Genomic DNA, 19850 nt, shown 5'->3' with positions numbered 1-19850 from the left:
AACAGATTGCCAGAAATGCGCGAGCGCCGTTGTCTAAAATCGACCGGATTCGGTCACAATGGGTTGAAGTTCCCGCATGACGGGGCTGAAACCGTTGTCATTGTTGCGACGCACCATCCTGCTAGGATAAGGGCGTTCATCTTCCTTAATCCCCTCGACTTCGGATCGATCAATGTCGCTGCCGCTTCTTGCTCTGGCCATTGCCTCCTTCGGCATCGGCACCACCGAATTCGTCATCATGGGATTGCTGCCCGACGTGGCGGCCGATCTTGGGGTCACTATTCCGGCCGCCGGGCTGCTGGTTACGGGCTATGCGCTGGGTGTGGTTGTGGGCGCACCGATCATGGCCATGATCACCAATCGGCTGCCGCGCAAGACCACGCTGATCGGCCTCACCTGCGTCTTTATCATCGGCAATCTGCTCTGCGCGATTGCGCCGACTTATGGATTTCTCATGGCGGCGCGTGTCGTCACCGCTTTCTGCCATGGGGCTTTTTTCGGCATCGGCGCTGTCGTTGCGGCCGATCTCGTGCCGCCCACACAACGGGCAAGGGCAATTGCCTTGATGTTTGCGGGGCTGACCATCGCTAATATTCTCGGGGTGCCGGCGGGCACGGCGCTGGGCCAGATGCTCGGCTGGCGGGCGACTTTCTGGGCCGTGGTCGGTATCAATTGCATCGCCGCCATCTCGCTCGCCATCTGTCTGCCGGCAAGGATCCGTCACGAGGCGGGCAGCCTGTCGCGCGAGTTCCGGGTGCTCGGCGATGTGCAGGTCCTGCTGGCTATGGCAATGAGTGTTGTCGCTTCCGCCAGCCTGTTCAGCGTCTTCACGTACATAACGCCGTTGTTGCGGAATGTAACGGGCCTTGATCCGAGGACGGTGGCAGGCGTGCTTATTCTCTTCGGCGTCGGGATCACTGTCGGCAATATTTTCGGCGGCCGTCTCGCGGATTGGAAACTGATGCCGTCCTTGATCGGCATGCTCGGGTCGCTGGCGGCTGTGCTCGCGATCTTCGCTTTCACCAGCCACTTCACTTGGCCGGCGATTGTCACGATCTTCGTCTGGGGCATGATCGATTTTGCCTTGGTATCGCCGCTGCAGATTCGCGTTGTGGATAAGGCGCGCGACGCGCCCAATCTCGCCTCCACGCTGAATCAGGGTGCCTTCAATCTTGGCAATGCGAGCGGCGCCTGGATTGGCGGTACAGCGCTGACATTAGGTCTCGATTATGCGGCTTTGCCATGGGTAGGTGCCGGCCTCGCCCTCTGCGCGCTTCTCCTATGCCTCGCTTCGCGAAGCATCGATCGGCGGCGTGCCGTCGCCAGTCTCGCACCGGTCTAAACAAGCCTCTCAGAGGTGGAATGCAGGCAAAAAAAGCCGGCCCTGGGAGGCCGGCTTCCAGCACAGATCTCGAAGGTCACGAGCCGGACGAGATCCAATCCGGATAGTTGGGAAATGGCCGGCTGGGACCGGCTCTGGGACGCGCATATCGGACTTCGGTCATGTTGGGGGCTCGACGGCGAAGTCCGTGGCGCTGGTGAAACGATCTAGCTCCTCTGTAGTGGTTGCGATCGCTAAATTTAACGACTGAAAGCCGCTTAGCTCGCATACGCGAGGATGCAGCTAACTGTCTCGCTCTAAGCTAGGAGGGGAGGGCGCCGTTAGGCTTGCATCAAAACTGTGACAAAGCTGTGACGTAACTGGCGAAATAAGAAAGCGTTCTCGTCACAAGGATTGCGGTCAGCTGGTTGGCGCCGCGACAGGAAGCCGTACCGTTACCTTCAGGCCGCCCTCGGCGCGGTTCTCGGCGATGACGGAGCCGTCCATCAGCTCGACATTGCGTCGAACAATCGCCAAGCCGATACCGAAATGCGTGTCGGAACCCAGAACCTCGCCGTTGACGAAGGCGGGGCTTTCGCTGCGATGGGAAAAATGCCGTTCGAAGATACGTTCCAGGTCTTCCTGCGCAACGCCGGGACCCTGATCTTCAATGGTCATGCGGGCGACACCGCCTTTGGATTGCAACTGTACCCGCACTGTTGCACCGGCGGGGGAAAAGCTGATGGCGTTATCCAACAGGTTTTCGACAACTGTTTCGATTGCTTCTTCCGTCCCGGCGACCCGCACGCGCTGGCTCGCGGTCACTTCGACACGCACGCGTTGATGGGCCGGGAGGGTTCCTTGCGAATCGTTGAAGCCGCGCGTCATGTTTTGCAGCAGAGCACTGAGATCGACCGCCTGACGCGGTGCATTCATCAGTTCGGCGATGGTCTCGTCCACCCGGCGGGCGGCGGCGACCAGGCCGTCCAGCCGGGTAATCGCCCGGTCGATAACCTGCACGGCATGTTGACCGCGCGGCTCATTCTCGGTCAGCCGTCGGAGCGGCTCGAGGGATTGGGCGATTGCCGCCAGCGGCGCCTTGAAGGCATGGGCATTCTCCTCCGCGGCATCCCGGATGCTGCGGGCCGAGGCGTGGAGGGTGGCGACCAGCCGATCGAACTCGCCAGCCACGGATGCCAGTTCGGGCACGGGCGAGGCTTCTGCGAAGGATCGGCCGACCGGCGTGCGGCCGCGGCGAATCTGCCGGGCGAGATCGGCAAAGCGCCGCAAGCTCAACCACATGGTGCCGCCGAGGATCAGGAACAGAACGGCGATCAGGCCATAAAACAAAGCGGCCAAACGGACAGCCGGCGTCTGGGCGAAAGGTTGTGTCAACGAGGCGCCGGCGAGATCGCTCTGGGCGTAAGCGGTGATGACGGCCCAGCAACCGAGATCGGTATAGAAGGGCGTGATCGAGGTGAGCAGCTCGATCTGACCCGATGGGGTGGTGAACTGGGTGGAAAGTGGCTGATTTCCCCCGCAGCTCTGTTCGACATGGGAGAGAACGCCGGTATCGGTAAGGCTCTGCTGCTCGGCCTTTAAATAGCCAGCATCGACATGCGGACTGGAGGCGACATAATAGAAGCTGTCGCCTTGGCCGGTCGGGCGCAGCAGCAATTTGATGCGCAATTCGCCGCGGCCCAGTTCATCGACCACCTTCGCGGCCTCGACCACAGCTTTGGGACCCAAAGACCGCAACCCGGTTTCCAGGCTTTGCGCGACCAGCCGGCCCTGGATCTGCAGATTTCGCAGCAGCAATTCCTGGCGTTCGCGATCCGCGTTTTCGAACCGGCCATAGAGGATCGCCGGCACAACCAGAAAGACAATGGCCAGCAGCAGAAGCTTTGCGGTGAGCGATCCCCCAAAAAGCCGCAAAACTCTATGCATTGCCCGACTTCCACCGATAGCCGTAACCGGGGTAATTCTCGATGGCGGTGAAACCGCTATCCGCTTCGGTGAATTTCTGTCGGATCCGTTTCACCAGGGCGCGAACATTGGCACGGTAGCCTTCCGGCCCGGCCCCGGCGATGAAATTTTCCCCCCGCATGGTGTCGTAGATTTCACGATAGCTAACATCGCGCCCGGATGTGGCCAGCAGTTCCACGGCCCGAAATTCGCCCAGGGTCAACTCGACGACTTTGTCGCGCCACGTAACGCGATGCTGTGCGCTGTCCAGGGTCAGGGCACCGATATTGGCTGGCGCTGCCGGGCTGGTCGAAGGATTGGCGGGCAGCGCGCCGAGGATCCGTTCAATGCGGTGACGCAAAATCGCGAAGCTGCGGGTCTTGCCGACGAAATCCGCAGCACCTTCGCGCAAGGCGGATTCTTCATAAAGCACGTCGTCGAGGGAAGTCAGGAACAAAGCCGGCGTGGCGATGCCCAAGTCTCGTAGTTCCTTCAGCAACTCGAAACCGGTCATGCCCGGCATCTTCCAGTCCAGGATAAATAGATCGGCCTCAATGACATTTTGCTTCAGGTGCTGAAGCAGGGCATCCGGTGCCGGAAAATCGCTGACCTCATATTCGGCTTCGCGCAGATTGCCGACCAGCAAGGGACGAAAAAGATCGTCATCATCGACAACGACAATGATTGGGGGCGCGGCTTTAGACATTGCGGAACTTGTCGTAACAAACCTGTATAGCGTTGTTGTCCGTCGATTCCGGTTTTATTTCATAGGTCAGGACCCGACGTTCACCCGTCTTAACGTCGTAGAATAGAAAAAGGTCCAAGGCACATCCCTCTTTCCGGTAAGACCAGACCGTGGTCGATCCCTCGTTCCGGGTGGTCGCGGGATCGCCCACCAGCGACCGGATGCCGGCCTCGTTCTGGCCGATCATGTCATTGGGCTGGCCGGCTGCCGGGGGCGGGGGTGCCTCTTCCGTCGGTTCAGGTGTTGCTGGTTCGCTCGGTGCCGCTGCTGCCGGATTGGACGTGGTCTGTTTTTTTGCTTTTGGCTTGGTCGCCTTGGTTCGGGTCGTCGAGGGGCTGGAAGCAGGTTTGCCCCGGGTGACGCTGGGCTCCCCGGCTTTCGACGCCTGTTGGGCCGGCATCGGCTCCACCGGCAGCCACGGAAAAACAGAACTGTCGCAACCGGCCAGCGACAAAAGCACGAGACTATGGCTCACCAGCCGGCAGCGACGAAGCCAGGCCGACCGCGCATCTGATCGGCTCAAGGGGCGGGATATCGAGGGTGGTGTCGGATCTTGCATGTCCGTATTCTTGCTTAACTACCGAGGAACGGCAATGGACGGCATTTTTAACCTTCTTGTGTAACCGAAATCCACAATTGCCTGATCCAGGACAACCTGAAGTGGATACCCACGGGAGATGCTGCACAATACTTTGCGCTTCACAAGGGGATATCGACGCATAGCGGCCGGGTCACGCAACGGTGATACAGCCGATCTTGCCGGCGCCTGTTGACAATCGTCCTGCTGCATGAATACTTCCCTCCGTTCGTGGTGATTTGAACCGGATTGCGGCCACGTTAAACAAGCAGCTAAAAGGTCAAGAGGCATATCACCTCGACCTGTCCGGTCGAGGTTTTTTTGTGCCCAGTTAGTGCCCGGGCGAATCGATGCCCGGCGGGAGAAGCGAGAATGACGGTCAAGCGAGACATCCAGCCAAATTGGCGCCCGGCAACCCGCCTGGTGCATGGCGGCCAGTTGCGGTCGCAATATAAAGAAACATCCGAAGCCATTTTCATGACGTCCGGCTATGTCTATGAAACCGCCGAGGAGGCCGAAGCGGCGTTCGACAACAGCCAGCCGCGTTTCGTCTATTCCCGTTTCGGGAATCCCACCGTCTCGATGTTCGAAGAGCGCATGGCGCTGCTCGAAGGTGCTGAAATGGCGCGGGCGACGGCCAGCGGGATGGCGGCGGTATTCGCTGCGCTGGCATGCCAAGTGAAGGCGGGTGACCGGGTGGTCGCCTCCGATGCGCTATTTGGTTCCTGTCAGTATATCGTCGGGGAAATCCTGCCCAAATGGGGCGTGGAGACAGCCTTTGTCGACGGGCGGGATCTCAATCAATGGCGCGATGCCCTCTCCAAGCCGACCAAGGCAGTGTTCCTCGAGACGCCGTCAAATCCCGGTCTGCGTCTGGTCGATGTGCCCGCGGTGGCCGAACTCGCCCATAAAGCCGGCGCCTGTGTGGTGGTCGACAATGTCTTCGCGACGCCACTGCTGCAGCAGCCGCTGAAGCAAGGCGCGGACGTCGTGGTCTATTCGGCGACCAAGCATATCGACGGCCAGGGCCGGTCGCTGGGTGGTGTCATCCTCGGCAGCCGCAAGTTCATCGAAGAAACCTTGCAGCCGTTCCTCCGCCATACCGGCCCATCGCTTTCGCCGATGAATGCCTGGATCCTGTTGAAGGGTCTGGAGACGCTGGAACTTCGGGTGCAAAAGCAAAGCGCCAATGCCCTCAAGATCGCGCAGAAGCTGCAGGGACACAGCAAGCTGAAGCAGGTTCATTATCCTACGCTGGACAGCCATCCCCAGGCGGAATTGGCACGCCGGCAGATGGCGGCGGGCGGTACGATGGTCGGTTTCGACTTGGCCGGCGGCAAGGCGTCCGCCTTCCGTTTCCTGAATGCGCTGAAGCTGGTGCTGATCTCCAACAATCTCGGTGATTCGAAGTCTCTGGCGACCCATCCGGCGACCACCACGCATCAGCGGCTGACGGTGGAGCAACGGGCGAAGCAGGGTATCGACGAGGGCATGATCCGTCTTTCGATCGGACTTGAGGATGTCGATGATCTGCTCGATGATCTGCTCGAGGCGCTGAAGGCCGCTTAACGCGAAGCTGCGCAAGCAGCAGGCTATAATGTCGGCTGGCGCCTGGTACCGGAAAGGGAAGGTAGATGGCGCCGGCCGATAGGGATCACGCCGATAAAATTCTCGAAGGCGGTTGTCTCTGTGGTGCCATTCGCTATCGCCTCACACCTGACCACGCGACCACCGATTATTGTCACTGCGATATGTGCCGCCGCTGGAGCGGCGCGCCGGTCTCGGCTTGGGCCCAGGTGCCGGTCGATCAGTTTGAGATCACCAAGGGCCGCGCCGCCACCTTCAAGTCATCCGGCATAGCCTCTAGGCATTTTTGCCGAGACTGCGGTACACCGATTTATATGACCGATGACGAGCAGCGCTCTGTCGGCGTGATGTTGGGTACTCTGGACGATGCGAATGCTCTGGCGCCAAGTAGTCATGGCTGGGCATCGAAGCAAGTTTCTTGGCTCGCTTTGTCCATCACCTGCCGCGCTGGCCGGAAGATCCGCCTTACGACGCCGACTGACCGCCGGATAAGAGCCGGATGTCGTTTCCGCGTTATTCAGGCAGCCGCGCTGTCTTGCCGTCACCTTTCTTCCCCCGCTATATTGCGGTGCAGCATGAGGATGGGGAGAACAGACATGAAGAAACCGGCCGACGAACGGGCAAAAAACCAGAGATCCAAGCGGGATCAGCCCTGGCTATTCCGGACCTATTCCGGTCATTCCTCAGCGCGGGCCTCTAACCAGCTCTATCGCACCAACCTCATGCGCGGCCAGACTGGTCTCAGCGTTGCCTTCGATTTGCCGACTCAGACCGGCTATGACGCCGATCATCCCTTGGCCAAAGGCGAGGTGGGCAAGGTCGGCGTGCCGGTCAGCCATCTCGGCGACATGCTGGCGCTGATGGATGGCTTGCCGCTCGATCAGATGAATACATCGATGACGATCAATGCCACGGCGCCCTGGCTGCTTGCGCTTTATGTGGCAGCGGCCGAGCGCCAGGGTGTTTCGCGCTCGGTGCTGCAAGGCACGGTGCAGAATGACATCATCAAGGAGTACCTGTCGCGGGGCACCTATATCTTCCCGCCGCAGCCGAGCCTGAAGCTGATCACCGATGTTATCAGCTTCACCTATCGCGAAATTCCGAAATGGAATCCCACCAATGTCTGTTCCTATCACCTGCAGGAGGCGGGCGCGACGCCGGAGCAGGAATTGGCCTTCGCGCTGGCAACGGCAATAGCTGTCCTGGATCATGTCCGCGACAGCGGCCAGGTGCCGGCGGAAGATTTCCCCCAAGTCGTCGGCCGCATCAGTTTCTTCGTGAATGCCGGTCTGCGCTTCATCACTGAGATGTGCAAGATGCGCGCTTTCGGCGAATTGTGGGATGAGATCTGCCGAGATCGCTATGGTGTCGAGGACACCAAGCTGCGCCGCTTCCGCTACGGCGTTCAGGTCAATAGCCTTGGCCTGACGGAACCGCAGCCGGAGAATAACGTCTACCGCATTCTGCTGGAAATGCTGGCGGTGACTTTGTCGAAGGATGCGCGCGCCCGAGCGGTGCAATTGCCGGCCTGGAACGAGGCGTTGGGCCTGCCGCGCCCCTGGGACCAGCAATGGTCCTTGCGTCTGCAGCAGATCGTCGCCTTCGAAACGGATCTGCTGGAATATGGCGACATCTTCGACGGATCGCATGCGGTCAAAGCGAAGGTCGATGAATTGAAGGAAGCGGCGCGCGAGGAATTGTCGCGCATCGAGGCGATGGGTGGCGCAGTCGCAGCGGTGGAAGCCAGCTATATGAAACAAAAGCTGGTCGAATCGAATGCGCGTCGTCTGGCTGCCATTGAAAGTGGCGATCAGGTTGTGGTGGGCGTCAACAAATTCACCGAAAGCGCACCATCGCCGCTGGTTGCCGGTAGCGATGGCGGTTTCCTGAAAGTGGATGACGCGGCGGAAAACGAACAAATCGCCCAATTGCAGCAATGGCGCGGCAATCGCGACGCCGGTCTCGTCAAAGCCGCACTGGACCGGCTTGAAGCCGATGCGCGCAGCGGGGCTAATATCATGGAAGCCTCGATCGCCGCCGCTCATGCCGGTGTCACGACCGGCGAATGGGGTGAGACCTTGCGTCGGGTCTTCGGCGAATACCGGGCGCCGACCGGCGTCGGCCGGGCGATGACCGAAGTCAGCCGCGCCGATCTAGATGATGTCCGCAAGCGCGTGAACACAGTATCCGACCGCCTTGGCCGGCGCATCAAGATGCTGGTCGGCAAGCCGGGACTGGATGGCCACTCCAACGGTGCAGAGCAGATCGCCGTGCGGGCCCGCGACGCCGGCATGGAAGTGGTCTATGAAGGCATTCGCCTGACGCCGGCGCAGATCGTCAATGCAGCGCTCGAAGAGGGCGTGCATGTGATCGGGCTTTCGATTCTTTCCGGCTCGCATGTCGCTTTGGTGCGCGAGGTGATGGAGCGGTTGGCGAAAGCCGGGCTGCAATCGGTGCCGGTGGTGGTTGGTGGCATTATTCCGCCATCCGATGCCGCGCAATTGACAGCTTTCGGTGTTGCCCGGGTCTATACGCCGAAGGATTACGACGTGACCGCCATCATGGCGGATATCGTCAACCTGGTGGAGGAGGTCGCGCCCAGGGCGGCTTGATCCACGCCACAGGACCCATGTCGCCGGATCAACGCCGAGGGTGAGACCTAGATTTTGAAATATATCGCACATCGCGCCCCGGCGCCGCGCTTCCCCACGGAGTTTCGCGCCCGATTTCGCGAGCTGCTGCGGTGGCGGCGCGATGTGCGGCATTTCCGCACCGATCCTCTACCGGTCGGTCTGGTTGATGAATTGCTGGACCTTGCCTGTCTCGCCCCATCGGTTGGCAATGCCCAGCCCTGGCGGTTCGTCACTGTCGACGATCCAGCGAATCGCGCCGCCATCGTCACCAATTTCGAAACTGCCAATCGCGAAGCTCTGGCCGGCTACGGCGGAGAAAGAGCCCAGCTCTATGCCAGCCTGAAGCTGGCCGGCCTGCGCGAGGCGCCCCGCCATTTTGCCGTCTTCTGCGATACCGAGACCGAACAGGGGCAGGGCCTCGGACGCCGCACCATGCCAGAGACCTTGCTCTATTCGACGGTACTTGCCATTCATACGCTGTGGCTCGCCGGCCGCATTCATGGGGTCGGCCTCGGCTGGATCTCGATACTCGATCCCGAGGCGGCGACCGCGACGCTGAAGGTCCCAGGAACCTGGCGTTTCGTTGCTTATCTCTGCCTGGGCTGGCCGGCCGAGGAACATGACACGCCGGAACTGGAGCGGACCGGCTGGCAGGCGCGGGCGGAAGTCTGCCGCCAAGTGCTGCAGCGCTGAGACAAGCGGCGCTATTGCTGAAGGATCAGCATCTGATTCTCGACCCGCCAGGATTTCAATTGATTGAGGAACCGCATGCCCAGCAACGACTGGGACATCGGCGCCTCATTCACCGAGGCCGGCAGATGGCCAATGACGATGGCGCCGAGGGCAATCTCATCCAATGTGACTGGCGCGGCGCGGACAACGCCATTGGCCGTCTCCGCCCGCTGCGTGAAGCGCAGTTTATCGGGATCGAATCCGATCCGCTGGGCATCGAGCATGGTCAACACCACATCGGTCGCGCCGGTATCGACCAGGAAGGTGACATAGGTGCCGTTGACCCGGGCATTGACCTGATAGTGGCCGTCGCGATTGACGGCAAAGCGCATTTCGCCTTTTCCACTGACCGTACCGTCGCTGTTCGCGCTGACCGTCGTATAGCCATGGCCGGGAACCAGCACCGCCAGCAGACGCTGGCCGATCGCCATGGCCTCGACACGATAGGCGTAGACCCAAACCAGGACTAGGAAGATCAGGACCCAGGCGGCCAAGGCGCGCAAACTGCTGCCAGGCCGACTGCGCAAGCGCAGGACGACGCTGCTGCCGAGCAGCACAAGCCAGCCCAGAGAGGCGAAGAGCTGCATCTGGTTGTCGTCATTTTGCAAAGCATCGGGGAAGGCGCTGTTCAGCAGGAAAATCAGCGCGGCAGTCGCGACGATCAGGATAACCGCAATCATCCAAGCGCGCATGCGCGCCAACTCCATCCGAAAATTGCCTGGTAGGCAGGGCTCGTCCGTTAGCACCAGGATAGGCTGAGTTGCCAGGAGGGACAAGAAGCTAAGGAAAGGGGGCTAAGGACAGGCGATGGAGGGAAACTTGATTGGAAAGGACTACCTTCGACGGTCCCCGTGATGGCCGACAGTCGAAAATGTCAGGCCGGTTTGCCGTTTCGCAAAGGATCGTTGCAATTCGCGGCAACAGGCAAACGGCTGGGCAACAGCATAAAGAGCCGTTTCAGCGTGGCCATGTTTAAAACGTGACGTTTTTGTCGTTGCATTTGTCGGCTCCTGGATTAGGGTCGGTTCCGGATCCCAAATCTGTTTCGACCGGCACGGCCACCAATATCGCGGATCGTCATGGCAGGGGCATGACCGGATTGCGACAGCCTCGTGGCATTGGCCTTCGATACCCTGAGGGCGTTGTGAAAGGGCCCCGGCTTGAATCACGCAAACTTCCCGACACCGGCAATTTCCGAAAAGACAGTGGACAAGTGCGCTGCCCGTCCGAGCTTGATGCGTCAGTTTCGCCGCTACCCGCCTGTCGATTTCGCCCGATATCTGAAATTCATCGTCGCCGATCAACATGTCGGCTGGGTTCGCCGGACCAGGATGGACCATTTGGCCGCCTTCCCGAAGGTCTTTGCCATCGGCAATGACCGGGTGGCAATGCAGGATGGCCTTGCCGATTTCGAGAGCCGCAGCGCAGCCATGGCGGAGGTTCTTGCTGCCTGGCGCGAGGCCGGGCTTGTCACCGGTTGGCGAAACGAGCTTTTTCCCGTCAACCGGGGATTCGGCCAGCCGCCATTGCTTTGCATGGAACGGGCGGGGACACCGCTTTTCGGCATTCTCAGCTACGGCGTCAATATCAACGGGCTGGTTGGCCAGGGTCGGGATCTGCATCTGTGGATCGGCCGTCGCGCCGCGCATAAGCCGGTGGATCCCAATATGCTGGATCTGGTGGTTGGCGGTGGCCAGCCGATGGGGATCACCGTCTGGGATAATCTCGTGAAGGAATGCTGGGAAGAAGCCGGCATCGAAGCCGAGATCGCCCGGCAGGCAAAGCCGGTTAGCCTGACCACCTTGACGATCGAGGCCGGTGAGGGGCTGCGCGTCGGCTTGCAGTTCAATTACGATTTGCATCTGCCGGCGGATTTCATGCCGAACAATATGGACGGCGAGGTTGTTGCATTCCAGTTGATGCCGGTTCAGTCTCTCATCGAGAACCTGCTGAACACGGACGAATTCAGTTACGATATTGCCCTAGTGAAGATCGACCTTTTGATCCGCCACGGCTATCTTGGACCCGACGATCCCGATTATCTCGATCTGGTGGCCGGATTGCGCCGTCCCATAGCTTTTGATCCATTATGAGTTTTCTTGAGCGTCTGCATCATTGCACCATCAGCGATCTAACTGGATTCCGCCCCTGGTCCATCGGCAAGGCACAGATCGGCTGGCTGCGGGATGACGTCGCCGATACGTTGAGGCGCTATCCCAGTGTCTTTGCGGTTGGCGATGATGCCGTCGTCCTGCAATCGCACCTGGCGGATTTTGATCATCGCACCGCCGCGGTCGGCGAAGTGGTCCGGGCCCTTGCGGAACTCGGCATCGTGCAGGGATGGCGCAACGAGTCATTCGCTGTGGTCGCCGATTATGGCCAGCCGCCCTTGCTGCGTCTCGAACGCGCTGCCGTGCCGGTCTTCGGCGTCCGGGCCTATGGCGTTCATATGAACGGCTATGTACGGGATGGCGAGCGGATCAAGCTTTGGGTCGGCCAGCGTGCACCTGACCGTCAGATCGAACCTGGAAAACTCGATAATCTGGTCGCGGGCGGTGTGCCCTTCGGACTGGATCCGATGACCAATCTTGTCAAGGAATGTGCCGAAGAAGCGGGGATCGAGGAGGCGATGGCACGGCGGGCGATCCCGGTCGGCGCGATGTCGTACCGTATGCTGCATCAAGGCTTCCTGCGACAGGACACGCTCTTTCTTTACGATCTCGAATTGCCGGCGGATTTCCTGCCGACCAATATCGATGGCGAGATCGCTTCGTTCCGTCTGATGGAGCTGGAAGAAGTGGCGGCGATTCTGAGCGACAGCGAAGCCTTCAAGTTCAATGTCGCTCCCGTGGTCATCGATTTTCTTGTCCGGCACGGCTATTTCAAACCGGATCAGCCCGGCTATGCCGATCTGGCGATCGGCCTGTCCGCCTTTCAGACGCCGCGGTAGCGACCCTACCTTCTATTCGCCCGAGCATACCTGGCGGATCGACCAGCTTTATTTGAAGTCGGTGAGTTCCTGCATATGCGGGACCACTTCGAACCAGCCATCCCAGATCATCTTGCAGGCGACATAGAAGATCACTGCCAGACCGATATAGGCGATCCAGTGATGCTTCTTGAGGAGCTTGGCGATCAAGGTCGCGGCGGCGCCCATCAGGCCCACAGAGAGAACGAGGCCGAAAATCAGCACCCAAGTATGTTCCCGCGCGGCACCGGCGACGGCGAGGACATTGTCGAGAGACATCGACACATCGGCCACCACGATCTGCGTGATCGCTTGCCGCAGCGTCTTGCCCGGTGTCGCACCCGGCAGGACTTCCTGTGGCTCCGACAACTCGATACTTTCATCCGTGCTGAGATGCTCGCGGGCTTTCAGTTCAAGCCGCTCGCGGCGCTGCTGCATCAATTCGCGCCAGAACTTCCAGCAAACCCATAGCAGAAGAATGCCGCCAGCCAGGGTCAGACCTATAATCATCAACAGCTGGTTGGTGATCAGGGCGAAGATCACGCGCAACAAGGTGGCAGCAACGATGCCGATCAGGATGGCGCGGTTGCGTTGCTGGCGCGGCAAGCCGGCCGCAGCCATGCCGACAACGATGGCATTGTCTCCGGCTAGAACCAAATCCACCAGGATAACCTGGCCCAGCGCGATCAGCTCCGGCAGGAAGTCGTTGAATGTCGGCATCAGCTACTCGGTAATCAGTTAAAATCAGCTTCTTATTTGACCGATGCGGGTTTCCCCGCTTGCTTCCGAATCTCGGCGGCCGTCAGGCCGTCCTCCCGCATCTGGCGCAAGCTCAGCGCCCCGTCCCGTTTTGACAGTCGCTGCCCCTGAGCATTGGTCAACAATAAGTGGTGGCGATATACAGGAACTGCAAGTCCTAGAACAGCCTGCAACAGGCGATGGACATGGGTGGCGGAGAAAAGATCGACACCCCGTGTGACCAGGGTTACTCCCTGCAAATGGTCATCCATGGTCACACACAGATGATAGCTGGCAGGCGCATCCCGACGGGCCAGAACTACATCCCCCAGCAAGTCCGGTTTGACGGTAACGGTGCCCTGTTCCTGATCCTCAAAAGCCAAAGGGCCTGCCAGGGCAGCGGCCTTGCCGCTGTCGAAGCGTAGGGCATAGGGATCGCCCCTTGCCTGGCGTTCCTCGACGATATGCGCTGGCAGATACCGGCAGGTGCCGGGATAGATCGGCCCCTCGGATGACGGAACATCATGCGGCGCCGAGGCCGCCGCCAGGATGTCCTTTCGACTGCAAAAGCAGGGATAAATGAGACCGCGCTCGCCAAGCTGCGCCAGGGCTCCCCGATAGTCATCGAGATGATCCGATTGCCGCCGGATCGGTCCGTCCCAGTCCAATCCAAGCCAGCCGAGATCCTCAATAATGGCTTGCTCGAATTCCGGCCGGCAGCGTGCCGTATCGATGTCCTCGATCCGCAGAAGAAAACGTCCGCCGGCCTGTCGCGCCGCTTGCCAGCCGATCAGCGCGGAATGGAGATGGCCGAGATGCAAATATCCGGTGGGGCTGGGCGCGAATCGGGTGACAATCATCGTGCTGTTTCAATCTCTCGGCGTATCGGCCCTTTTTCACTTCTCAGCCATAGGCAAGATCGCATCGTACTGCAACAATTCTGCCGCCGCGGCCGGTGATCGTGCGGCGTTCGTCGCTAGGCAGGACGGATAATTGGTCTTAGAAAGAGTGCAGACAGACTGCGGAGAGATGGGGAAAAGATGCTTGAATTGCAGGGCCCGGAACAGCCGCCGCGCAGCGGCGCTGCGCCAAAGAAACTGGTGGTATTCCTTCACGGCTATGGTTCCAATGGGGATGATCTGATCAGCCTGGCACCTTACTGGGCCCCGCTGCTGCCGGATGCGGCCTTTCTCTCTCCAAATGCGCCGTTTCCTTGCGAGATGTCGCCCTATGGCTTCCAGTGGTTCAGCCTCGATAATCGCGACATGCAGATGAAGCTCGGTGGCGTGAAGGCAGCGGCCGGCATTCTCGACGCTTTCCTCGATGCGCAGCTCGCGCGATTCGGGTTGCAGGATAAAGATCTCGCTTTGGTCGGCTTTTCCCAGGGGACGATGATGTCGTTGCATGTCGGCCCGCGACGCGCCAAAGCGGTTGCCGGCATCGTCGGCTATTCCGGCGCTTTGATCGGCCCCCAGGAATTGCCGGAAGCTGTGCGCGCCCGTCCGCCGGTCCTGCTGGTGCATGGCACAGCCGATCCGGTGGTGCCGTTCGACGCCATGGCTCAGGCCGAAGCGGCATTGAAATCGGTGGATATCACAGTGACGACCGAGATTCGTCCGGGGCTGCCGCATTCCATCGATGAAATCGGGTTGCAGAAGGGTGCGGCTTTCCTGCAGGCGCGGCTTGCCGACCGATAAGGCGGGCCTCCGCATGTTACAACTCATCAGAGATCGCGTGACAACATCGTGATCTTTATCGTGCGTATTTGACCCACATCTTGTGTTTTGTTCTAAAGCTGATTATCTGTTAAACCTTAGCGATGGAACGTGGCGGCCAGCCGTAACGCATCCGCTGGCGCCGCCTCTCCGTGGAGGTGTGACAGCGTGTTGGCTTCGCCTGAATCCTGTCCGGCCCTGGTTCTCAATGCCGACTTCCGGCCATTGAGCTACTTCCCGCTGTCCTTGTGGCCGTGGCAGGAAGCGGTGAAGGCGGTCTTCCTCGAGCGGGTCAACATCATTTCGGAATATGAACAGGAAGTGCATAGCCCCAGCTTCACGATGCGGCTTCCTTCCGTCATCTCGCTGAAAGAATTCATTCCGCAATCACGTCGGCCAGCCTTCACGCGGTTCAATGTTTTCCTGCGCGACCGTTTTCGCTGCCAGTATTGCCGCGAACATTTTCCGACTCATGAGTTGACATTCGACCACGTGATTCCCCGCTCCAAAGGCGGCCGGACGTCCTGGGAGAACGTCGTCACGGCGTGCCAGAGCTGCAACCTGATCAAGGGCGACCGGCTGCCGCACCAGTCGGGCATGCTCCCCAGGCGGAGGCCAGTGCAGCCGACGACATTCGAGCTGCAGGAGAATGGAAGAGCCTTCCCGCCAAACTATCTGCACCATAGTTGGCGGGATTTCCTTTACTGGGATATCGAGCTCGAGACCGAGACGCTCTGACAGCTGCCGGCCACCGCTATTGTATCGCGATCCTGACTTGCCGATGACGAGCTTCGATATTTCGCGGCGCATGGCGCGGCTGCGTTGTTCGGGGGTGCCGGCTTCGTCCTGTTGCCCGGGATCAGCCATTTCGCGCCGTTGCAGCGGCCGGCCAGTTCAGTGGCGCGATTCGCAAATTCCTCGAGCGGGTATTGTCCTGCCCAATGCTCGCGCCGGAGAGGCAATCTTAGATTCGTTCGGCCAGCCAGATGGCCAAGCGCGAGCCCGCTTTGATGGCGCCGGTCAGCAAAGGATAGGCGGTCGCTTCTTCCGCACCACGTTCCATGCCGATATCCCGGTGCTCGACCTCCTCGGCGCGAAAGCGCTCAATGGTCGATTTCAGCTCGGCTTCATCCTCGCCCAATTGCGCCTGCTGCTGCCGATAATGCTCGTCGATCACTTCCTCGACCGCGACCGTGCAGGCCATCGCGGCTTTGGGCCCCATCATGGCGGTGGCGGCACCCAGCATGAAGCCGGCGACATTCCAGATCGGATGCAAGGCTGACGGTCGTACCCGCCGCGCGACCAGCATTTTCTCGAAGGCCTTGAGATGGGCCAGTTCCTGCTCATGCATATGGCGAATGATGCCGGCTTCCGGATGGTTCTTGAGAACCGACAACTGGCCTTCATAGATCCGGCGCGCGCCGAATTCGCCCGCGTGGTCGACGCGGATCAGTCGTTCGATCAGTTGCTCGCGGGTCAGGTCGCCGGGGAGTCGGTTCTCCGCCGTCTGCTGTCCCGTTGGCGCTATCGGTGGCGATTGTTCCGTTGCGGCCGGTGCTTGATTTTCTGTCTCTGACATCATGTTCTCACTTCGCAGCGCTTAGGCTGCGCCGGACACCAAGGAAGGTCAAGGCCGCCAAAGCAAGCGCATAAAGGATATTGTAACCGGCCATGGAAATCCCGAACATTTCCCAGGCGGCCACGTCGCAGCGAACCAGCGGTGCATTCAGGATCGCTTCGGTCAACTCCTCGGTCGAGGCACCGGCGGTCGAGGCACCGACGCAGGCCGTGCTGCCCTCCCACCATTTGTGCTCGACGCCGACATGGAAGACGGCAATACCGGCGACGACCAGCAATGCCAGACCCATCAGTGCCAGCAGTAAACCACGGCGCTGGGGCCGGTCGTTCTGCGTGATGGTCACGAGGCCGAGAATGATCACCGCCCAATAGCCGTAACGCTGCATGTAGCACAATTCGCAGGGCGCCAGGCCACCGGCATATTGCGCCAGCCAGGCAATGCATAAGGCAGCCAAAGCCCCGCCGGTGACAAACCAGGTGATGGCAGGTGTCTCGATGAAGCGGGACCGCGCAGCAGGCATGTCGATGACCCTCTTTGTCAGAACACGTAGCGGAGGGCGATGACCCCGCCGATCAGAGCGACGGCGAAAACCGTTGTCACCATTGTCAGGCGCTTTTCGATGAAATTTCGGATCGGTTCCCCATAGCGATAAAGCAGGGCCGCGAGCAGGAAAAACCGAACGCCGCGCGTGAGAATTGAGGCGAGAATGAAAACGGTCAGATCGAAATGCGCAATGCCGCTGGCGATGGTCACGATCTTATAAGGTATCGGCGTCAGGCCTTTGATGAGGATCACCCAGAGACCGTAATGAGCGAACATGTCATGAAAAGACTCCATGGCATGTTGGAGCCCGTAGAATTGGACGATCTTCAAGCCGAGCGTTTCACTGAAACTATAGCCGATGGCGTAGCCCAGCAATCCGCCGAGAACCGAGGCGACGGTACAAGTGGCGGCGATCGCCCAAGCGCGCTTCCGATTGGCCAGGACCATGGGAACCAGCATGACGTCCGGCGGAATCGGGAAGAAGGAGCTTTCCAGGAAGCTGACCGCTGCCATGACCCAGAGGGCGCGCGGATGTTCAGCCAGCGAGATGATCCAATTATAGAGTCGACGCAGCAAAACCCGGCTCGCAAATGAATGACCATACCCGTGTCAGGGCAGCGGAACGGCACCCATCGGCAGGACGATGATGGTGTAGCAGCTTTGCCACCGGCTGTCATGGACAGCGGGCAAGCGCGGCGAGCGGCAAGCTGCCGCGCTTCGCGGTCGCTCGAGAGGGAGGCCTCAGTGCAGGGTAAGGAAATCGTTTACCTGGCGCCATCCCGGCGCGCGGAGGAGCGCATTGCTGGTGACCGAGATTGAATGCAGCTTGCCATCCAGGCTGTGAGACCAGAAGTTGAGGAATTTGCGCAGGACTGGAAAATGCGGGGCAAGATCGTAATCCTGCCAGACATAGGTTTGTAGCAGGCCGGGATGATCCGGCATGTGATAGAGGATCTCCGCAGTGGTCAGGCGGTAATCGCGGAGTTGGAGCGTGAAATCTCGATCGGCCCGGGGAGCCTGCCCCAGGCTGACTTCTCTGGGATCGGATTGTCGGTTACTGGACGGACGATGGGTCATGAGCGGCCTCCGGATAAACGTGGAAACGACACGACGCTGTTAATCTTATCTGCAGTATCTGCCCCTGGTCATTAACGAAGTCATAAAATCACAATATTTTCAGTACGTTAGCATCAGTCCAGGGAGAGTGCTGCTAAGTGAGCGCGGGCGGGGGCGCGCAACGCCATGCAAATTTCTCGGATGTGCCCTTGACGAAATGTGGGGGTAAGCCTAAATCGTCAGCACTCGCCTGCGGTGAGTGCTAATGGGCTCAACCCGTCAAACCGGGAGCCAGGAGGCGCCGCAGGGTTCCGGGATTTTTTTAACGCAAACGGAGGATCTCCATGAAGTTCCGCCCGCTCCACGACCGCGTTCTGGTGCGTCGAGTTGAATCGGTCGAAAAGACGGCCGGTGGCATCATCATTCCCGATACCGCCAAGGAAAAGCCGCAAGAAGGCGAAGTTCTGGCTGTCGGTGCCGGTAACAAGGCCGAAGACGGCAAGGTCACGCCGTTGGACGTCAAGGCTGGCGATCGCATCCTGTTCGGCAAGTGGTCGGGTACCGAGGTCCGCGTCGATGGCGAAGACCTGCTGATCATGAAGGAATCGGACATCCTCGGCATCATCGAGGGCGCTGCTTCCGGCTCGAAGAAGAAGGTCGCCTAACGGCGCCCCTTCGTCCCGACGATAGAAATTCTAGACAGAGGTTTTAAAGATGGCTGCTAAGGACGTCCGTTTTAGCGGCGATGCCCGCGAGCGTATGCTGCGTGGTGTCGACATTCTCGCCAATGCGGTGAAAGTCACCCTCGGCCCCAAGGGCCGCAATGTTGTGATCGACAAGGCCTTCGGCGCTCCCCGCATCACCAAGGACGGTGTGACGGTCGCGAAGGAAATCGAACTTGCCGACAAGTTCGAAAACATGGGCGCCCAGATGGTGCGCGAAGTTGCCTCCAAGACCAACGACCTCGCCGGTGACGGTACCACCACCGCGACCGTGTTGGCTCAGGCGATCGTGCGCGAAGGTGCCAAGGCGGTTGCCGCCGGCATCAACCCGATGGATCTGAAGCGCGGTATCGACAATGCCGTCGAAGCCGTCGTTGAAGACGTGAGGAAGCGCGCGAAGAAGGTTTCGACCTCCGACGAAATCGCCCAGGTCGGCACCATCTCGGCCAACGGCGAGCGCGAAATCGGCGACATGATCGCCAAGGCGATGCAGAAGGTCGGCAATGAAGGCGTCATCACGGTTGAAGAGGCCAAGGGCCTGGAAACTGAACTCGACGTCGTCGAAGGCATGCAGTTCGACCGCGGCTATCTCTCGCCGTATTTCATCACCAACGCCGAGAAGATGACCACGGAGCTCGACAGCCCGTACATCCTGCTGCACGAGAAGAAGCTCTCGGGCCTGCAGGCGATGCTGCCGGTTCTCGAAGCGGTCGTGCAGTCGGGCCGTCCCCTGCTGATCATCGCTGAAGACGTCGAAGGCGAGGCTCTGGCCACGCTCGTCGTCAACAAGCTGCGTGGCGGTCTGAAGGTCGCTGCCGTGAAGGCGCCGGGCTTCGGCGATCGCCGCAAGGCGATGCTGGAAGACATCGCCATCCTGACCGGTGGCCAGGTCATCTCCGAAGACCTGGGCATTAAGCTGGAGAGCGTCACGCTCGACATGCTGGGCAAGGCCAAGAAGGTCGTCATCAC

At 60.1% G+C, this 19850-nt stretch carries 20 protein-coding genes, 1 pseudogene and 1 riboswitch; of the genes and pseudogenes, 11 read left to right on the top strand and 10 right to left on the bottom strand.

Annotated features, from left to right (window positions below):
• Positions 1-172: 172 nt before the first annotated feature.
• Positions 173-1342 carry an MFS transporter gene (locus SMD27_RS00105; RefSeq protein ID WP_320506306.1) on the top strand — a complete coding sequence of 390 codons (1170 nt, stop codon included), beginning with the start codon at positions 173-175 and terminating at the stop codon, positions 1340-1342.
• 399 nt (positions 1343-1741) lie between these two features.
• On the opposite strand, the gene SMD27_RS00100 is transcribed toward SMD27_RS00105, so the two are convergent.
• Genes SMD27_RS00100 through SMD27_RS00090 form a run of 3 tightly spaced genes read right to left on the bottom strand, consistent with a single transcriptional unit; the run spans position 1742 to position 4554 of the window.
• Positions 1742-3268, bottom strand: coding sequence for a sensor histidine kinase (locus SMD27_RS00100; RefSeq protein WP_320506305.1), 1527 nt, complete (start codon positions 3266-3268; stop codon positions 1742-1744).
• Entirely contained in the window at positions 3261-3992 is a 732-nt protein-coding gene (locus SMD27_RS00095; protein ID WP_320506304.1) for a response regulator transcription factor, read from the bottom strand. Before SMD27_RS00095 ends, SMD27_RS00100 begins: the two co-directional genes overlap by 8 nt.
• Positions 3985-4554, bottom strand: coding sequence for a hypothetical protein (locus SMD27_RS00090; protein WP_320506303.1), 570 nt, complete (start codon positions 4552-4554; stop codon positions 3985-3987). Before SMD27_RS00090 ends, SMD27_RS00095 begins: the two co-directional genes overlap by 8 nt.
• Before the next feature lie 275 nt (positions 4555-4829).
• Positions 4830-4904, top strand: a riboswitch (SAM riboswitch).
• 76 nt (positions 4905-4980) lie between these two features.
• Here SMD27_RS00090 and metZ point away from each other — a divergent pair.
• The 4 genes and pseudogenes from metZ (at position 4981) to bluB (ending at position 9521) form a co-directional block, all read left to right on the top strand.
• Complete coding sequence (gene metZ, locus SMD27_RS00085) at positions 4981-6177, top strand: O-succinylhomoserine sulfhydrylase (RefSeq protein WP_320506302.1); 1197 nt, start codon at positions 4981-4983, stop codon at positions 6175-6177.
• 65 nt (positions 6178-6242) lie between these two features.
• Positions 6243-6590, top strand: a pseudogene (locus tag SMD27_RS00080) (GFA family protein); the annotation flags it as partial.
• A gap of 201 nt (positions 6591-6791) precedes the next feature.
• Positions 6792-8807 carry a protein meaA gene (locus SMD27_RS00075; RefSeq protein ID WP_320507517.1) on the top strand — a complete coding sequence of 672 codons (2016 nt, stop codon included), beginning with the start codon at positions 6792-6794 and terminating at the stop codon, positions 8805-8807.
• Between the two features lie 54 nt (positions 8808-8861).
• Positions 8862-9521 carry a 5,6-dimethylbenzimidazole synthase gene (gene bluB, locus SMD27_RS00070; RefSeq protein WP_320506301.1) on the top strand — a complete coding sequence of 220 codons (660 nt, stop codon included), beginning with the start codon at positions 8862-8864 and terminating at the stop codon, positions 9519-9521.
• Positions 9522-9532: 11 nt separating this feature from the next.
• On the opposite strand, the gene SMD27_RS00065 is transcribed toward bluB, so the two are convergent.
• The gene (locus SMD27_RS00065) at positions 9533-10252 is read right to left on the bottom strand and encodes a retropepsin-like aspartic protease family protein (protein WP_320506300.1); all 720 of its coding nucleotides are present in this window, start codon (positions 10250-10252) and stop codon (positions 9533-9535) included.
• Between the two features lie 543 nt (positions 10253-10795).
• Between SMD27_RS00065 and SMD27_RS00060 the strand changes: the two genes are divergently transcribed.
• Positions 10796-11653: an NUDIX hydrolase gene (locus tag SMD27_RS00060; RefSeq protein ID WP_320506299.1), complete on the top strand. Its 858-nt coding sequence runs from the start codon at positions 10796-10798 to the stop codon at positions 11651-11653.
• Complete coding sequence (locus tag SMD27_RS00055) at positions 11650-12510, top strand: DUF4743 domain-containing protein (protein ID WP_320506298.1); 861 nt, start codon at positions 11650-11652, stop codon at positions 12508-12510. The genes SMD27_RS00060 and SMD27_RS00055 overlap by 4 nt, the downstream gene beginning before the upstream one ends.
• A gap of 48 nt (positions 12511-12558) precedes the next feature.
• Here SMD27_RS00055 and SMD27_RS00050 read toward each other — a convergent pair whose 3' ends face one another.
• Entirely contained in the window at positions 12559-13248 is a 690-nt protein-coding gene (locus tag SMD27_RS00050) for a TerC family protein (RefSeq protein WP_320506297.1), read from the bottom strand.
• Between the two features lie 32 nt (positions 13249-13280).
• On the bottom strand, positions 13281-14126 hold the full coding sequence (gene gluQRS, locus SMD27_RS00045; protein WP_320506296.1) for a tRNA glutamyl-Q(34) synthetase GluQRS: 846 nt from the start codon (positions 14124-14126) through the stop codon (positions 13281-13283).
• Positions 14127-14306: 180 nt separating this feature from the next.
• Between gluQRS and SMD27_RS00040 the strand changes: the two genes are divergently transcribed.
• Together SMD27_RS00040 and SMD27_RS00035 are read left to right on the top strand one after the other, a co-directional pair.
• Complete coding sequence (locus SMD27_RS00040) at positions 14307-14963, top strand: alpha/beta hydrolase (protein WP_320506295.1); 657 nt, start codon at positions 14307-14309, stop codon at positions 14961-14963.
• A gap of 186 nt (positions 14964-15149) precedes the next feature.
• Positions 15150-15719 carry an HNH endonuclease gene (locus SMD27_RS00035; RefSeq protein WP_320506294.1) on the top strand — a complete coding sequence of 190 codons (570 nt, stop codon included), beginning with the start codon at positions 15150-15152 and terminating at the stop codon, positions 15717-15719.
• Between the two features lie 226 nt (positions 15720-15945).
• Here SMD27_RS00035 and SMD27_RS00030 read toward each other — a convergent pair whose 3' ends face one another.
• From SMD27_RS00030 to SMD27_RS00015, 4 genes are all read right to left on the bottom strand, one after another.
• Entirely contained in the window at positions 15946-16560 is a 615-nt protein-coding gene (locus SMD27_RS00030) for a demethoxyubiquinone hydroxylase family protein (protein ID WP_379991184.1), read from the bottom strand.
• A 7-nt stretch (positions 16561-16567) separates the two neighbouring features.
• Positions 16568-17080, bottom strand: a complete 513-nt coding sequence (locus SMD27_RS00025) for a disulfide bond formation protein B (RefSeq protein ID WP_320506292.1) — start codon at positions 17078-17080, stop codon at positions 16568-16570.
• Positions 17081-17097: 17 nt separating this feature from the next.
• The gene (locus tag SMD27_RS00020) at positions 17098-17679 is read right to left on the bottom strand and encodes a YqaA family protein (RefSeq protein WP_320506291.1); all 582 of its coding nucleotides are present in this window, start codon (positions 17677-17679) and stop codon (positions 17098-17100) included.
• Positions 17680-17844: 165 nt separating this feature from the next.
• Complete coding sequence (locus tag SMD27_RS00015) at positions 17845-18180, bottom strand: usg protein (RefSeq protein ID WP_320506290.1); 336 nt, start codon at positions 18178-18180, stop codon at positions 17845-17847.
• A 323-nt stretch (positions 18181-18503) separates the two neighbouring features.
• On the opposite strand from SMD27_RS00015, the gene groES reads away from it, so the two are divergent.
• Positions 18504-18824, top strand: coding sequence for a co-chaperone GroES (gene groES / locus SMD27_RS00010; protein ID WP_320506289.1), 321 nt, complete (start codon positions 18504-18506; stop codon positions 18822-18824).
• Positions 18825-18873: 49 nt separating this feature from the next.
• Positions 18874-19850, top strand: a 977-nt coding sequence (gene groEL / locus SMD27_RS00005) for a chaperonin GroEL (RefSeq protein WP_320506288.1), incomplete at its 3' end; no start/stop codon positions are given.

The organism is Dongia soli (assembly GCF_034044715.1).
Lineage (GTDB): Bacteria > Pseudomonadota > Alphaproteobacteria > Dongiales > Dongiaceae > Dongia_B > Dongia_B soli.
Note: the sequence above shows the minus strand (reverse complement) of the source record. Positions and strands in the feature narration are given on the sequence as shown.

Excerpts from the sequence above, each read along its gene's own strand:
- groES (WP_320506289.1), top strand. The coding sequence starts at position 18,504 with ATGAAGTTCCGCCCGCTCCACGACCGCGTTCTGGTGCGTCGAGTTGAA.
- SMD27_RS00015 (WP_320506290.1), bottom strand. The coding sequence starts at position 18,180 with ATGACCCATCGTCCGTCCAGTAACCGACAATCCGATCCCAGAGAAGTC.
- SMD27_RS00095 (WP_320506304.1), bottom strand. The coding sequence starts at position 3,992 with ATGTCTAAAGCCGCGCCCCCAATCATTGTCGTTGTCGATGATGACGAT.
- SMD27_RS00040 (WP_320506295.1), top strand. The coding sequence starts at position 14,307 with ATGCTTGAATTGCAGGGCCCGGAACAGCCGCCGCGCAGCGGCGCTGCG.
- SMD27_RS00105 (WP_320506306.1), top strand. The coding sequence starts at position 173 with ATGTCGCTGCCGCTTCTTGCTCTGGCCATTGCCTCCTTCGGCATCGGC.
- SMD27_RS00065 (WP_320506300.1), bottom strand. The coding sequence starts at position 10,252 with ATGCGCGCTTGGATGATTGCGGTTATCCTGATCGTCGCGACTGCCGCG.
- SMD27_RS00100 (WP_320506305.1), bottom strand. The coding sequence starts at position 3,268 with ATGCATAGAGTTTTGCGGCTTTTTGGGGGATCGCTCACCGCAAAGCTT.
- metZ (WP_320506302.1), top strand. The coding sequence starts at position 4,981 with ATGACGGTCAAGCGAGACATCCAGCCAAATTGGCGCCCGGCAACCCGC.
- SMD27_RS00060 (WP_320506299.1), top strand. The coding sequence starts at position 10,796 with ATGCGTCAGTTTCGCCGCTACCCGCCTGTCGATTTCGCCCGATATCTG.
- SMD27_RS00055 (WP_320506298.1), top strand. The coding sequence starts at position 11,650 with ATGAGTTTTCTTGAGCGTCTGCATCATTGCACCATCAGCGATCTAACT.
- SMD27_RS00075 (WP_320507517.1), top strand. The coding sequence starts at position 6,792 with ATGAAGAAACCGGCCGACGAACGGGCAAAAAACCAGAGATCCAAGCGG.
- SMD27_RS00050 (WP_320506297.1), bottom strand. The coding sequence starts at position 13,248 with ATGCCGACATTCAACGACTTCCTGCCGGAGCTGATCGCGCTGGGCCAG.
- gluQRS (WP_320506296.1), bottom strand. The coding sequence starts at position 14,126 with ATGATTGTCACCCGATTCGCGCCCAGCCCCACCGGATATTTGCATCTC.
- SMD27_RS00025 (WP_320506292.1), bottom strand. The coding sequence starts at position 17,080 with ATGCCTGCTGCGCGGTCCCGCTTCATCGAGACACCTGCCATCACCTGG.
- SMD27_RS00030 (WP_379991184.1), bottom strand. The coding sequence starts at position 16,560 with ATGTCAGAGACAGAAAATCAAGCACCGGCCGCAACGGAACAATCGCCA.